Genomic DNA, 14,677 nt, shown 5'->3' on the forward strand with positions numbered 1-14,677 from the left:
AGGTTCATCCTTTATCATACTAACACAAAAAGCCTGTAAGAAGCTAGTTGAAAAGCATAGTTTGCTAGGGCTTTTTTTCCTGCTCTTTATTTTGCATTAGCTTTTCATTATAGAATTTTGATTTTTTCATCAGCTCGTTTTGGAACTCGTCATAGCCTATTTGCTCAGTAAGGGTAGGTTTATCTGAAAATAAATTAACCCCCAATCCTAACCGGTCGCCTGGTATCTTTACACCAAGAGCTGACAAAGTGGTAGGAAACATATCTACTGCGCTAAACTGTCGATTTTTGTTGCGGACTTTCTGTTTGTCTGTATTCAAAAGCAAGTTAAATACGGTCCGTTGGTAATCTGGATCGACGGAATCAAAAAAGTCACTATCCATAGTTAAATGGTCCCCTACCAAAATAACCGTTGTATCTTCGTAAAAGGGTTGTTTTTTCATCCATTGCAATAACTCATAAATCTGCCTATCTGAATCATGAATCACATTACTATATTGATCACCAAACAAATCAGGTGTATCTTCTGTTGCATAACCATCTTCAAAATGGGTATCGGCAGTAAGCATGGTTAAGTTAAAAGGAGCGTCTTTACTGGACAATTCATTTAATGTTTCCTTGGCATAATCTACCAATTTACGATCCTCATAACCCCACCATTCATAATAATCCTTTGGAATATGTCCAGTGGCAATGGCCCACTTATAATCACGAATATCATAGTTCCCATGTTGAGTAAAGTATCTATCCCTACCAGCGAATTCAGCATCTGAGCCCATTAAAAGTGCTTGATTATAACCCTGCTTATCTAATATCTCTCCTAAAGAGTAGGCTCCTGGAAAATATTCAGCACTATTTTCTTCCGAGCTCTCTGAGGTATTTAAACTCGTTGACGGACGCAATGGCAATCCTGAAGTTTGAGCAACCATAGAACTAGCCGTCTGATTGGCCCCTGGAATTTGCAGCATACCCCCTAGCTGGTCTGAATTGGAAAAATTAATTCCTCCGTTTTGTGCTAATTGAGCAAAATGAGGCAACAAGTTTTTTTCTTGAATTCCTCCTAAGTCTTTAGAAAAATAACTACTTTCCATGGATTCGAGGAAAATATAAACTAGATTACGCTTTTTCTTAGGAAACTTTAACTGAACTTGTCGCGGATTTACATAGTGTTCATCATAAATACTAGTGTTTTCAAAATAAAATGCTTTAATATCAGCATAACCCATCTCTTTACCACCTAAAAAAAGCCCAAAAATCAAACCGATAAAACCTACCATAACGACTTTTTTTGTATTAAAAGAAGGATGTCCTTGTAAATGTAGCCGACCAAATTTAAAAGAACAAGTGGTTATAAAATACAATAAGGTCACAAGGGGGAGTGTGATTAAAAGAGCTTCAAGCAGAGGGTCTATAATATAATTAACAATCTGGCCTGTATCACTCCCACGAATCGGTTGAGTCATTGTAAATAAAATTTGGTCAAAACTCGTGTTGTCAATGCCTTTCATCGCATAACGACTGCTGGAATAGGCCAAAAAACCCAGAAAAATTAACAATACCGTTAAACCATATATGACCCAATTTTTTCTGGAATAATGATATGTTTTTTTCAGATGACCTGTTTCAAAAAACTTCCAAAAAAGAAGAACGCCCCCCATTGTAACTAATCCAGATAAAATAGGAATCCATCCACTTTTTTCATCGTTAAATTGAAGCAGAAAATAAGTTTGCCAACTGGAAAAATCTAATTTTTGCTGGTTATATAAAAATGTTGTCGTGCCTAAGTACAAAAAAATAGCATAACAAAGACTTAGCTTACGTCCTACGCTTTTTTTGGGTGTTTGCTGACAAATGAAAAAGACTAATATAAGAAGTATGAAAAACACGAGTAAAATCTCCTTTTCCGTTTAGCCGTTATTTGTGATATTATACCATAATTCACGCTACAGGCGATGAAAGAAAGTAAATCTTAAATAGAACGCTAAACAATATAACTATCCTTTTATTTCATCAGCAAGTCTAATAGGTCCTGATTCGAAAAATTGAAAATATATTCTGAAACATCAAAATTGTTTAATACTTCTTTGATCGTTTCATATTTATAAGTCGTTTCTAATAGAGCATTTTCTAATTCTGTAATGTCTTTTGTACCAAAAAAGTCCCCGAAAAATTGAATAGCTGAGATCTTTCCTTTTTGAGTAGATAAGTGCACGTCAACAATACCGACATCTGCTACCCTTGTTCTTTTATTAAATTCAAAGTTAGGTGCTTGGCCATAGATCCAGTCATCATTAGCATATCTTTCATCGACTAATTTTTGAATTCCCTGCCGGTCTTGATCCGTTAGTTCTAATTTCTTATTTTCGATTTCTTTTAATGAGTCCACTTGATAAATATGGCAAAGTAATTCATCACGAAATGCTTCAATTGTAGGTAACTGAAACTGCGGATCTAGATAAGGCTTGACGTTCGTCACGCTTTTAGGTACGGATTTCGTTGCCTTTGAAGCAATTTTTTCTTTAGAAACAGTTAACACTTTGTCTAAAACAGTAAGATCAACATCATACATTAACGTCCCGTGCGAGTAGGTCCGACCTTTTTTGGTATACATCGCATTGCCCGAAAATTTCTTACCATCTATGTATAAATCGTTACGTCCGCCTGCAGTTGCACTTTTTGCACCCATACTACGTAATGCTTGTAAAATAGGTGTAGTCACTCCACGATAATCGCCAAATGTTGTATCCCCTTTTTTAGTGACAAAGCTAAAACTAATGTTTCCCAGATCGTCATAGACTGCACCACCGCCTGAAACACGACGTGTTAGTACAATTTGATTTTCACGTAAATAATTTAAATTAATTTCTTCGTAAGCGTTTTGGTTTCTTCCGATAATAATGCACGGACTTTGAATATATAATAATAATAAAGGCTCCGTTACATCTGCTGTGTCCATTAAATATTCTTCTGTTGCTAGATTGCGTCTGATATCATTGCTTTCCATTACATAATAACGCATACCCATCCACCTCTCATCTTCTACTTTTTACGTTGTACAATTCAACATAAAAAAATGCTAATCACAAGATAATACTTATTTAATTATATTACTGTGCACAAATAAAAGTAAACCGTATAAATAATATCAAAAAACTTTTCCAAAGATAAAAAAGCAAAAACCGCTATTTAGCAGTCTTTGCTTTTTTTAGTTCCCATTTTCCGACAAGGATTATTATTAAAAAGAATACTTCGATTAAAATAAAAAAGAATAAGAAACAATGCATAAAATATTGTTCTGGTAATACATTGATAATCGGATCTGTCATTGGATCAAACAACCAATCATCATTGGTGAAAAACAATTCATGAAAGGTAACAAAAAAACGATCAAAACCAATAGCCATCACAGACAATAAAACGATAGGCACAGCCATTCCCCATTTAAACGGCTGAATCAAGCGCCAAAAACGTTTATTTTTACGTAAATGATTTAAAAAAGTAATGCTAGGGATAATTGTCAGCAAAAAAACAATATAATCAAAAATAAATAATTTTTTCACATCGTAAAAATGCGCCTTTCCTCCAACCGACATGGGAAAATCCGGTAATTCTAATTCAGTAAGCCAAGGACGATTTAAAAAAGCCATCAACTGATCATAGTTATCCAATAATCTTTCTTTACTTAAATTTACAGTATCTAAAATATTTAAATAATCAATGTCTGCCACATAAATAAAGCGTGCATTAATGGCCAAAGCAACTGCTAAACTAATTAATGTCAAATAAAGACATAAGATTCCTAAACGTTCGAACCAAATCTGCGTTTTTTTCATTGATCAAAGTCCCATTCATCTAAGCAATCTATCACGTAAGTCGGTGCTATAGGCAAAGAATCGACCGCTTTTTTAGGCGTAAACCCTGAAAGAACTAACAAAGTGTCAATCCCATTATTAATACCTGAACAAATATCTGTTTCATAATTATCGCCCACCATAAGAACTTCATTTTTTGATAGACCGATACGGTCTAAGGCTTTTTCCATAATCACTACTTCTGGTTTTCCAACATAAGTCGGCTGTGTTTGCGTAGCAGTCTCTAACAAGCTAATCAAAGCTCCAGCTCCTGGGACTAAACCACGTTCTGTCGGTAAATTTTTATCTGAATTGGTCCCAATAAATTTTGCCCCTTTTTGAATCGCAAGCGTAGCTATTGTAAGTTTTTCATAGTTTACTTGGGAATCAAGTCCAACTACCACGTAATCGGGATTTTTTTCATCCCAAATAAAACCGGCCGTTAAAATTAGGTCGATAAGTCCTGCCTCACCGATGACATAAACTTTATTGCCTTTGGCATCATCTTTCATATAATCGATGGTTGCCAAACTAGCCGTATAAACCCTTTCTTTTTCTACATGAATATCAAATTCATCAGCTAACCGCTTTTGGACTACCTCCGGGCTTTTTGTTGTATTATTTGTAACAAATAAAAAAGGAATTTCTTTTTCCTGTAAATGTTCAACAAAACGTTTTCCTGCGGCTATTGGTTGATTACCTAAATAAATTGTTCCATCTAAATCTACTAAGTACCCTTTATACCTCATACACACTAATCCTCTTTCTTTCGAATAACAAATTCTTTTGTCTTCTTTTTGGTGACCATTTTAGTATTAGAGCTCTTCTCTTTTGGTTGTTTCTTCTTGATTTCTGGCTTGCGTGTTGTCTTTTTTTGTACTTTTTCAGTTTTTTCCGTGATATGAGCCTGTTTATTTTTCTTACTATGCGCCTTTTTACGACGCCGATTATTTTTTGACTTTTCATTCGGACGATCCACACACTCAAGAACAAAATACGCACAACCAAAATTACAATATTCATACAAGTAATCTTCTAACATATTAATCTTTTGGTCAGGAGAAGATTTCCGGTTTTTCACATAGAAAAAACCTTTTAAGCGTAATTGGTCGTATCCCCAATCTCCGACAATATAATCATATTTGGCTAAAACATCACTGTATCTTTCCCCCAAACGGCTTGCATCGAAGCCTTCACGGTAATTAGCCACCAGTTTGTACCGACGGTTATCAATCATATATTCTGTTTCGTTAATAGGAAATACTTCTTTTCCCTTTTGCGGTTTGTCTTTTTCGTTGTCTTCGACAATTTCTGATAAAACTGCTGTAACTTCTTCTGTAATATTCTCTTTGTCTTTCGTCATTTTTTCACCGCCTAACTCTATTATAACCTGTTTTCTAATGAAAGTGGATATTTTTGTGTGAGATAATCGCCCAAAACGGTACGAATAAATTCTGGAAAAAGAAACTCCACTTGACCAGCAATTTCGATTGTAGGAAAAAAAGGAATAAACATAAAATGATCCACAGTGGTAAAACGATAAAGTTTGTTAGAATCAATCGGTTGATTCATCCATTTGACAGAGTGATTGGTTGCATCATATTGAATTCCTGAATAAGCAATTTCTCCAAAAATCTTACCACGGAACCCCATCCCACGAACTGGAAAATTACGTAAAAAGTGTCGATTTTTTTCCATTTCCAAAACCATTCGAATAACATCTGCGCCTTTTAAAGTGACGCGAATCATATGCATCGGATGCGGTAAAATAGAGTGCAAATCACCTTGATTAACAACACCTGCTGATAAATCATCTAAAAAAAGCCCGGTATTCAAAATAGCTGCTTGCGTTTCTCCTCTTTTCTTCACAGCTTCCAATGTCTCATCGACTAAAGAACGTTCCTGGTCAAAAATACCCAGTTCATACGGAAGCCAAGCCACTTTCTTTTCTTGTAACAATTTTTGCCCCTTATCAATATATTGAAAGATCTCTTCCTCATCTTCAGGGTAATGGAGCATTTCCTTAGTAGCAAATGTATTTGCTCGCGCTGACTCTATCTGATGTTGTTCATTTAAAGAAAGACTCACTTCTCCTACGTATTCGCCAAACTTTCCCGCCGCCGCAAGCAGAGTTTCTCCTATCTTTTTTCCCTTAACAAATAGATGATGTGTATGTGAACCTAAAATAACGTCGATTTCAGGCAATTCTTTAGCGATTAGCTGGTCATCATTTATACCTAAATGGCTTAATAATACTAAAACATCTACCTTGGTTTGCAAAAACTGAATGATATTCGGTAAAATATCCGCCCAGTTGCGTGCATCCCATCCATTAGGCGTATAAGTTAAGGGAAATGGGGCCGTAGCTCCAATCAAGCCCACCTTTGTACCCAATGGTGTCGTCACAATTTTATATTCCTTTGCCCAATCGGGAGGTTGCAAAGTACCTTTATCAAAAAGATTATCTAAGATGACAGGAAAATTAGCCTTATCGTATAAATGATTTAATTCACTTTTAGCATTTCCAATCCCTTCATTGTTACCAATCGTAACAGCATCATAGGATACCTGATTCATTAATTGGATGTTCGCTTTACCATTGGTCGCTTCTGTTAAAGGATGCCACCGATCACAAAAATCCCCCAAATCAACAGTAATAGCAGTCTGATTTTTAGTCACTTGTTGCCGTTCGTGAAGAAAGCGGCGAATTTTAGGCCAATTTTCTAGATGTGAATGCAAATCATTGGTATGTAGTATCCGTATTTCCTCCATAGAATTCCTCGTTTTCTGTCTATTAGAATTATCATTCTCTAACTTTTTTGTTTATATAAAAAAAGCAGGCAGCAAATATGCTCCTGTTTTTTTGTGTACCTTCATCAAAAATCGGGAAAACAGGATTTGAACCTGCGACCCCTTACTCCCGAAGCAAGTGCTCTACCAAACTGAGCTATTTCCCGAAAATAAGTCTCGAACAGCTTTTTTAACAAACTGTCACAAAAATAAATAAAATAAAAACGATAGCACTAAATAACCTAGGAATTTTCCTAGGTTTTTACTTTTCTATCTGACTTTTATACTTAAAGATTATTCAGACACATGAGAACCGCTGCTTAGTGCTGCTTCCTTCCAGATCTGACACCCTTCACAACGTTCTCATTGTCCTAGCCTTTCGGCATAAATAGTATATCGTATTTTTTTTAATTTTTCTAGTGTTTTGCTGAGATTTCTTTCTTCTTTTGCTTTTTTCTAGCCCGTATTTTTTTAAAAAAATCTCGTAATAAAGCGGCACAAGGTTCTTCTAAAACTTTTGCTTCGACATAGCACCAATGATTAAAGCGTGTATCTTCTAATAAATTCATTAAACTACCACAGCTACCAGCTTTAGGATCAAAAGCGCCAAAATATACTTCTTCAACCCGCGATTGTAATACCGCTCCGCTACACATAGGACAAGGTTCTAAGGTAACAAAAAGTTGTGCATTTTCCAAACGCCAACTCCCTACATGACTACAAGCTTCTTCAATAGCAATCATTTCCGCATGTTTTAAGGCGTTTTGCGTGCTCTCTCTTATATTATGACCGCGACCAATAATTTGCTTGTCTAACACCACAACTGCGCCAATCGGAACTTCATCCAATTCTAAAGCTTTATGTGCTTCTTTGATAGCTTCATTCATAAAAAATTGTTTTTCTTCTTGTAAGAGTGAAGTTTCTTTCAACTATTTTCCTCCTAAATAAAAAATTCTGAGTAAATGAAGATTTACTCAGAATTTTTTTATAATTAACGATCCATTAAATCAACAATTTTTTCTTTAACGTTTTCAGTAGCATTTTTTACATTATCGCCATAAGCTGCCACTTTATCACGCTTGTCGCTTACCTTTTGTGCAACTTTCATGAAAGATTCGATGTCTTTATCTTCTAGATTATCAACAAAGTTTAATAAGGTTTCATTTCCATTGAATTTATCTTCTACAAAGTGTTCAACTTTCTTACGGTTTGCGATATGGCGAACCTTAGTAATTACTTTATCTGAAACAAATACAGTCGAGGCGATGCCAGCTGCAGCTGCCACACTTAACCCCAAAGTTACTTTCGTTGTTAATTTCATATTCGTCATCTCCTTTTTTCCTAATCATACACACTCTATGATAACATGACAAAACAAATAAAAACACTATTAAGGATATTTTTTCTAACGTCTACGATTTCCGCCAAATAGTAAAAACAGTCTTAATAACTGTAGTAATACACTAACCGCAGCTGCAACATAAGTTAAAGCAGCCGCTGTCAACACTTTACGAGCCTGTGGTACTTCTTCTTCAGTTAGTAAGCCGCCATCAGATAAAATTTGTAGAGCTCGTCTTGAAGCGTTAAATTCTACGGGTAAAGTAACTAATTGAAAAATAAAGGCTAAAGAAAAAGCTAATAAGCCAATATTAATAATCACTTGACCGCTTGACCCACTGATCAAAAGTCCTACAATCAACAAAGGAATAGATAAATTTGTACCAAAGTTAGCAATCGGAACAATAGCCGTACGTAAACGCAAAGGAAAATAGCCTTTAGCATCCTGTACCGCATGACCACACTCGTGAGCCGCTACGCCAATTGCTGCCACAGAAGTGGATTGGGCAGTTGCTTGCGATAAACTCAACGTTTTATTGCCAGAATTGTAGTTATCTGTTAGATTTCCTGAAATTTGTTGGACACCTACATTGTCAATATTTTGGCTACGTAAAATGTAATAAGCAGCATCCGTTCCGGTCTTTTGATTTTTACTATTTACAGCATCATAACGCTCAAAAGTACGATTTACATATGAGGAAGCAATCATTGAAATAATCATTCCAATGATAACAAGGATAAAGGTTGGATCAAAGAAAAACCCCATCGGAAACATTACGTATTCTCTCCTTACATTTTGATTTACTTTATTATACAATCAGGAATTGAATTTTCTATGAAGAAATAAGTGTTATTTTATTAAATAACAAGATCTTCATCGCAAATATTCCCTTTTATGACAATGTTCGTATCTCCGATCAAATAAAAGCGCTGATTGTTTTCTGTTACTTCTAATCTTCCTCCTAGCACCTGAAGCGTTACTGGATCCGTTTGGATGATTCGTCTTTTTTTCAATACGTAAGCTGTAGAAACAGCACCTGTCCCACAAGCCAAAGTAAAGTCTTCCACCCCACGCTCAAAGGTGCGCAATATTACTACGCCATTTTTATCCACTGCGTAAAAATTTACATTTGCCCCTTTGTCTAAAGCCGACCAAGACCGCATTTTTTCTGCCAAAGAAGTGATGTTTGCTAAAGACGTCGCTTTTAACTCAGGATAGTGTACAACCAAATGTGGAACGCCAGGATTTCCTAATTCAACATAATCTAATGTAAGATTACTTTCTGGAAAGTTCATATCAAAAGTTTCTACCGATGGCTCATTCATCTGCACTTTATACTGACGCTTACTCAAACGCCAGCAATATACGTTTCCTGCTTGGGTCTCCACCGTCATCTGCTCATTACAAATACCTGTTTCATAGGCATAACGAGCAATACAGCGAACACCATTGCCGCACATCTCCGCTTCTGTGCCATCTGCGTTATAAAAACGCATGCGAAAATCACCATCATTTTGCGGAAAATCAAGGGCCATTAAAGCATCGCTTCCTATAGAAAAATGCTTTTGGCAAACTTGCTTGGTTAAAGAAACGAGCTGATCACCACTTAATTTAAGTTCCATATTATTAATAACAATGAAGTCATTGGCGGCTCCTTGCATTTTGTAAAAAGGGATTTCCATAAAATTACCTCATTTCAAAGAATCGGGAATACGTTCATTTTGAATCATTTGTGCATAGCTTTGTCGTTTTACGATTAATTCTGCCTGTCCTTTATTGACTAAAACAACAGCCGGAATAGCAATTTTATTATAATTATTCGCCATAGCATAGCCATAAGCACCTGTGGAGAAGGTCGCAAAAATATCACCGCTTGTAACTGCTGGCAGTTGGATATTTTTAATCAATATATCGGTACTCTCACAAGCCTTACCTGAGATTGTAACTGTTTCTTCCAGGGGTTGTGCAGCCTTATTAGCTAGCATACCTGTATAAGTCGCTTGATACAAACCTGGACGGATATTATCTGTCATCCCCCCATCAATCGCGGCATATTTGCGAATACCGGGCAAAGTTTTAATACTGCCAATGGTATGAAGAGAAATACCTGCTTCAGCTACAATGCTACGCCCAGGCTCAATAGCGATCGCTGGACGGTTCAACCCGTTTTTTAAACAAAAATCTTCCGTTAGTTGCATCAAAGGATCTAGAAAATAGGCATAAGATTGCCGCTTATCATTTTTTGTGTAACGAACGCCAAACCCTCCACCATAATTTAATTCTTTTATTTCGTAATTAAACTTTTCTTTAATCATCAGAGCTAATTGTAAAGCAACCTTAGCGGCTTTCAAATGGGTTGTATTGTCAAAAAGTTGACTGCCAATATGAAAATGGATCCCATAAAAATTGATTTCAGAACTTTCAATTGCCTGCTGCAAAATAGGCAATAACAACTTTTCATCCAATGGCAAACCAAATTTTGAATCTTTTTGCCCTGTAGAAATAAATTGATGGGTTTTCACGTCTACTTCTGGTGTAATACGGAATAAAATGTTGGCTTTTTTCTCTTTTGTACGACAAATTTCTATGATGCGATCTAATTCTTGACTGCCATCGACGATAATACGACCAACATCGTATTCAATAGCTTGTTCTAATTCATCGTCTGATTTATTATTGCCGTTAAATTCGATACGTTCAGCAGGAAATTGAGCACAAATGGCCGTGTACAACTCGCCCCCACTCACAACGTCAATCCCCAGTCCTTCTTTTTCAATAATTTTGAGCATGGCCAAATGGTTGAAAGCTTTTGAAGCATAAGCAACATGGACATTCTCATATTTTTTAATAAATTCTTCTTGTAAGGCACGACACTCATTTTCAATGGCCGTTTGGGAAACCACATATAAAGGCGTTCCGTAATTTTCAGCTAACTCGGTCGTATCGCATCCATCCCAGTAAAGATGGTTATCTTTTATTTCTTTTATCAACTGTCCACCTCCTGAGTATTTAAAGCATCAATAAGTTGTACATAACAATCAATAGCTTGTAATAGATTTTTTTCTTCAAATTGCATTTTTCCACTATGTAGTGGATAAATATATCCTTTCTCTTCATTGCGTATACCGACAAAAAAGAAAAGTCCTGGGATCACTTGTTGGTACATAGAAAAATCTTCTGCTAACATATACGGCTGACATTCTACATAATTTTTCCCGGCCACTTTTTGTAAGGCTTTAACCATCTCAGGGTCATTATCCACCACACGATACATGTGATTAAAATCAACTTCTGCCTGACAACCATAGCCTTGTGCAATAAATTCAGCGGCTTCTTTTACCCGCTTAGTCATTATATCATACGCTTCATCACTAAAAGCACGCATGGTTCCTTCAACTTTTACCTGTCCTGCAATAATATTCATCGCTTGTCCGCCCGTGATTTTGCCAAAAGTCAATACTCCAGTGTCCAGGGGGCTAATATTACGCGAAATAATGCTATGCAATCCTTGAATCACTGCTGAAGCTGCTAGTATTGCATCTTGCCCTTGTTGTGGTTGCGCGCCATGTGAGCTTGTTCCTTTAATTTTAATAGTTATTTCTCCGTTACGAGCCATCATAGCGTGTGGGCGACAAGCGATCGTTCCTTCAGGAAATTCTGGAAAAAGATGAATACCGACAATTTGATCAATTCCAAATTTTTCAATCAGGCCTTCATCAATTAATAATTGCGCGCCCCCCGGCCCTTCTTCAGCCGGTTGAAAAATCAAAACGATGGTTCCTCTGATCGATTCGGGGTGCTGACTTAAATATTGGGCAAAACCAAGCAAGGCTGCAGCATGACCATCATGTCCACAAGCGTGCATTCTGCCAGCTGTCTTTGAAGCAAAAATAGCCCCTGTTTCCTCTGTTACAGGCAAAGCATCAATATCTGAACGAAAAGCCAAGGTCTTGCCCGGCTTTTTTCCACGAAAAACAGCAATGGTTGCCGTTGCAATCATAGTATAAATTTCTGTAATACCAAATGACTGTAATTTTTCTCGAATAAATTGAGCGGTCTTTTTTTCTTCTAACCCTAATTCAGGGATTTGATGAAGCTTGCGACGATCATTTGTCACATCGGTTAATAATTTTTGAATATCTTCTGTTATTTGCATAAAAATCCACTTTCTCTTTAAAAGTCGTTATCGTTTTGCTTAAATCATTGAATTTTGTCCTCATTATATATTATACTGTCAATTAATCAATAGTGAAAAAGTTCAAACAATTTAGAAATTTTCATTTTCATTCATTGAACTATTTGAAAGGAAGTGGCCATATTGGCAGTATTTTCAGGTTCTGGCGTAGCGTTAGTCACGCCAATGAAAAAAGATGGTTCAGTTGACTATCAAAAGTTAGATGAATTAGTCGAATGGCAAGTCAATGAAGGAATCAATGCAATTATTGCCTGCGGAACTACAGGCGAAGCCTCTACTTTAGATGACGAAGAACATATTTCGGTCATTGAAGCAGTTGTAAAAAAAGTAAATCATAGAATTCCAGTGATTGCTGGAACAGGTTCAAATAATACCCAACACGGAATTCATTTAGCAAAAGAAGCAGAACGTGTAGGTGCCGACGCGCTACTCGTTGTAACTCCTTACTATAATAAAGCCACAAAGAAAAGTCTTATTGCTCATTATAAAGCAATTTGTGGCAACATCGAATTGCCTGTTATCCTTTATTCGGTTGCTTCACGTACTGGAATGAACTTAACTTATGAAACAGTAAAAGAGTTAAAACAAATTCCAAATATTGTAGGAATTAAAGAAGCCAGCGCAGATATCGCACAAATTGTAGAAATTGCGCAATTAGTTGATGAAAATTTTGCCCTATATTCAGGCAACGATGACCAAGTTTTGCCATTGTTAGCTGTAGGCGGTTCTGGAGTTATCTCAACGATTTCCAATATCCTACCGAAAGAAACAGCAACCATGGTCGCTGATTTCTTAAATGGAAATATTGAGCAAGCTCGCAGAACGCAGTTAAAGCAATTGCCACTAATTCAAGCAGTTTTTTCAGAAGTCAATCCTGTTCCGATCAAAGCTGCGGTCTCACTTTTAGGCAAATGCGAATTGTTTTATCGTTTGCCTTTAGCTGAACCCGAAACAGAAACTTTAGCAAACTTAAAAACACAAATGACAAAATACGGTCTTTTATAAGGAGAAATGATAATAAATGCTGCATATTATTTTAAATGGTTGTTTTGGACGTATGGGGCAAGAAATACAAGAAGAAATTAACCAGAACAAAGAATTAACCATTGTTGCAGGTATTGATCGCACTCAGCAAGAAGCAGACTTTCCAGTCTATCAAACATTGGCAGATGTTACTGAAGCAGCGGATGTTGTCATTGATTTTTCACATGATAATAGTGTTGCTACTTTAGTAGACCAATGCGTACAAAAAAAGCTAGCCATTGTCATTGCAACTACAGGTTTATCTGAAAATACCAAACAACAAATAGACAAAGCAAGTCAAATGGTTCCAATTTTTTACTCTGCCAATATGTCGCTAGGAGTTAATGTTTTAATTGAAGCCTTGCAAAAAATAACACCTGCACTAGAAGAGGACTTTGATATTGAAATCGTAGAAAAACATCACAACCAAAAAAAGGATGCCCCTAGTGGAACAGCCTTGTTACTGGCCGATAGCATCAATGCCGCTGCTGAAGAAAAAAAGGATTATATTTTGGGACGCTCTGGTCAAGAAAATGCTCGTTCAAAAAATGAAATAGGGATTCATGCCGTACGAGGTGGTACAATCCCTGGAGAACATGCGGTCCTTTATGCTGGAAAGGACGAAATGATTGAATTGAAACATACTGCATTATCTCGTCGTATCTTTGCTAATGGTGCTTTAAAAGCAGGTGAATTTTTAAAAGATAAGAAGCCAGGGCTTTATTCGATGAGCGATTTATTAAAATAAAGAGGTGAAAAAATGGGAGAATTACAATTTACAGATGCTTACGAAATTGCCAATTACATTAAAGAAGCTGAAAAAGAAACACCTGTTAAAGCTTATATCAATGGAGATATGTCACAAATGACTACTGCTAATGTAAAAACATTTGGTAATCTTGTCATTGGTGATGTTGCTTCTGTTCAACAATTTTTAACTGAAAACAAAAAAGTCATTAACGACTATTATATCGAAAATGATCGTAGGAATTCCGCCGTTCCTATGCTAGACTTTACCACTGTCGATGCACGAATTGAGCCTGGTGCAATGATTCGTGACCAAGTAATCATCGAAAAAAATGCGGTCATTATGATGGGAGCTATCATCAACATTGGAGCTGTTGTTGGTGAAGAAACAATGATCGATATGGGCGCCGTGCTAGGAGCACGAGCTACCGTAGGCAAACGTGCGCATATTGGCGCCGGCTCTGTGTTAGCCGGTGTCCTAGAACCACCTTCTGCTGATCCTGTTATTATTGAAGATAACGTATTAATTGGTGCGAATTCTGTTATTCTAGAAGGCGTACACATTGGTAAAGATGCTATCGTAGCAGCCGGCTCAGTTGTAACAAAAGATGTAAAAGCAGGCAGTGTCGTAGGCGGCACTCCAGCAAAAATACTCAAAACAAGAGATGAGAAAACTTCTTCAAAAACCCAATTTTTAGATGAATTACGCGGCTAAGAAAGAAGCGGGAGAGCC

General features: G+C 36.6%; 15 protein-coding genes, 1 tRNA gene and 1 other RNA gene. 3 read left to right on the top strand and 14 right to left on the bottom strand.

Annotated features, from left to right (window positions below):
* Positions 1–64 precede the first annotated feature (64 nt).
* The 14 genes from TS1_RS01950 to TS1_RS02015 form a co-directional block, all read right to left on the bottom strand.
* Complete coding sequence (locus TS1_RS01950) at positions 65–1,885, bottom strand: LTA synthase family protein (RefSeq protein WP_068707276.1); 1,821 nt, start codon at positions 1,883–1,885, stop codon at positions 65–67.
* Between the two features lie 116 nt (positions 1,886–2,001).
* Entirely contained in the window at positions 2,002–3,018 is a 1,017-nt protein-coding gene (locus TS1_RS01955) for a lipoate--protein ligase (protein ID WP_068707278.1), read from the bottom strand.
* Between the two features lie 163 nt (positions 3,019–3,181).
* Positions 3,182–3,832, bottom strand: coding sequence for a TIGR01906 family membrane protein (locus TS1_RS01960; RefSeq protein WP_068707280.1), 651 nt, complete (start codon positions 3,830–3,832; stop codon positions 3,182–3,184).
* Positions 3,829–4,599 (bottom strand): TIGR01457 family HAD-type hydrolase, encoded by a 771-nt coding sequence (locus TS1_RS01965; protein WP_068707282.1) that lies wholly within the window; start codon positions 4,597–4,599, stop codon positions 3,829–3,831. Before TS1_RS01965 ends, TS1_RS01960 begins: the two co-directional genes overlap by 4 nt.
* Before the next feature lie 5 nt (positions 4,600–4,604).
* Positions 4,605–5,213: a YutD family protein gene (locus TS1_RS01970; protein WP_068707284.1), complete on the bottom strand. Its 609-nt coding sequence runs from the start codon at positions 5,211–5,213 to the stop codon at positions 4,605–4,607.
* A 20-nt stretch (positions 5,214–5,233) separates the two neighbouring features.
* A complete protein-coding gene (locus TS1_RS01975; protein ID WP_068707286.1) occupies positions 5,234–6,622 on the bottom strand; it encodes a bifunctional metallophosphatase/5'-nucleotidase in 1,389 nt (462 codons plus the stop codon).
* A gap of 111 nt (positions 6,623–6,733) precedes the next feature.
* Positions 6,734–6,807: transfer RNA gene (locus tag TS1_RS01980), tRNA-Pro, on the bottom strand.
* Positions 6,808–6,923: 116 nt separating this feature from the next.
* Positions 6,924–7,023, bottom strand: an RNA gene (ffs, locus tag TS1_RS01985) — signal recognition particle sRNA small type.
* 33 nt (positions 7,024–7,056) lie between these two features.
* Entirely contained in the window at positions 7,057–7,569 is a 513-nt protein-coding gene (tadA, locus tag TS1_RS01990) for a tRNA adenosine(34) deaminase TadA (RefSeq protein ID WP_068707288.1), read from the bottom strand.
* Between the two features lie 62 nt (positions 7,570–7,631).
* The gene (locus tag TS1_RS01995) at positions 7,632–7,961 is read right to left on the bottom strand and encodes a hypothetical protein (RefSeq protein ID WP_068707290.1); all 330 of its coding nucleotides are present in this window, start codon (positions 7,959–7,961) and stop codon (positions 7,632–7,634) included.
* Between the two features lie 84 nt (positions 7,962–8,045).
* Positions 8,046–8,753, bottom strand: a complete 708-nt coding sequence (locus TS1_RS02000; RefSeq protein ID WP_068707292.1) for a zinc metallopeptidase — start codon at positions 8,751–8,753, stop codon at positions 8,046–8,048.
* An 83-nt stretch (positions 8,754–8,836) separates the two neighbouring features.
* Positions 8,837–9,661 carry a diaminopimelate epimerase gene (gene dapF / locus TS1_RS02005; RefSeq protein ID WP_068707294.1) on the bottom strand — a complete coding sequence of 275 codons (825 nt, stop codon included), beginning with the start codon at positions 9,659–9,661 and terminating at the stop codon, positions 8,837–8,839.
* Between the two features lie 9 nt (positions 9,662–9,670).
* Positions 9,671–10,969, bottom strand: coding sequence for a diaminopimelate decarboxylase (gene lysA, locus TS1_RS02010; RefSeq protein WP_068707296.1), 1,299 nt, complete (start codon positions 10,967–10,969; stop codon positions 9,671–9,673).
* Positions 10,966–12,135 (bottom strand): M20 metallopeptidase family protein, encoded by a 1,170-nt coding sequence (locus tag TS1_RS02015; protein ID WP_068707298.1) that lies wholly within the window; start codon positions 12,133–12,135, stop codon positions 10,966–10,968. Before TS1_RS02015 ends, lysA begins: the two co-directional genes overlap by 4 nt.
* A gap of 162 nt (positions 12,136–12,297) precedes the next feature.
* On the opposite strand from TS1_RS02015, the gene dapA reads away from it, so the two are divergent.
* The 3 genes from dapA to dapD are packed head-to-tail and all read left to right on the top strand — an operon-like array spanning position 12,298 to position 14,659.
* Positions 12,298–13,179: a 4-hydroxy-tetrahydrodipicolinate synthase gene (gene dapA, locus TS1_RS02020; RefSeq protein WP_068707300.1), complete on the top strand. Its 882-nt coding sequence runs from the start codon at positions 12,298–12,300 to the stop codon at positions 13,177–13,179.
* A 16-nt stretch (positions 13,180–13,195) separates the two neighbouring features.
* Positions 13,196–13,945, top strand: a complete 750-nt coding sequence (gene dapB / locus TS1_RS02025; RefSeq protein WP_068707302.1) for a 4-hydroxy-tetrahydrodipicolinate reductase — start codon at positions 13,196–13,198, stop codon at positions 13,943–13,945.
* Between the two features lie 12 nt (positions 13,946–13,957).
* Complete coding sequence (gene dapD, locus TS1_RS02030; protein WP_068707304.1) at positions 13,958–14,659, top strand: 2,3,4,5-tetrahydropyridine-2,6-dicarboxylate N-acetyltransferase; 702 nt, start codon at positions 13,958–13,960, stop codon at positions 14,657–14,659.
* Positions 14,660–14,677: the final 18 nt, after the last annotated feature.

The organism is Tetragenococcus solitarius NBRC 100494, assembly GCF_001544195.1.
Lineage (GTDB): Bacteria > Bacillota > Bacilli > Lactobacillales > Enterococcaceae > Tetragenococcus > Tetragenococcus solitarius.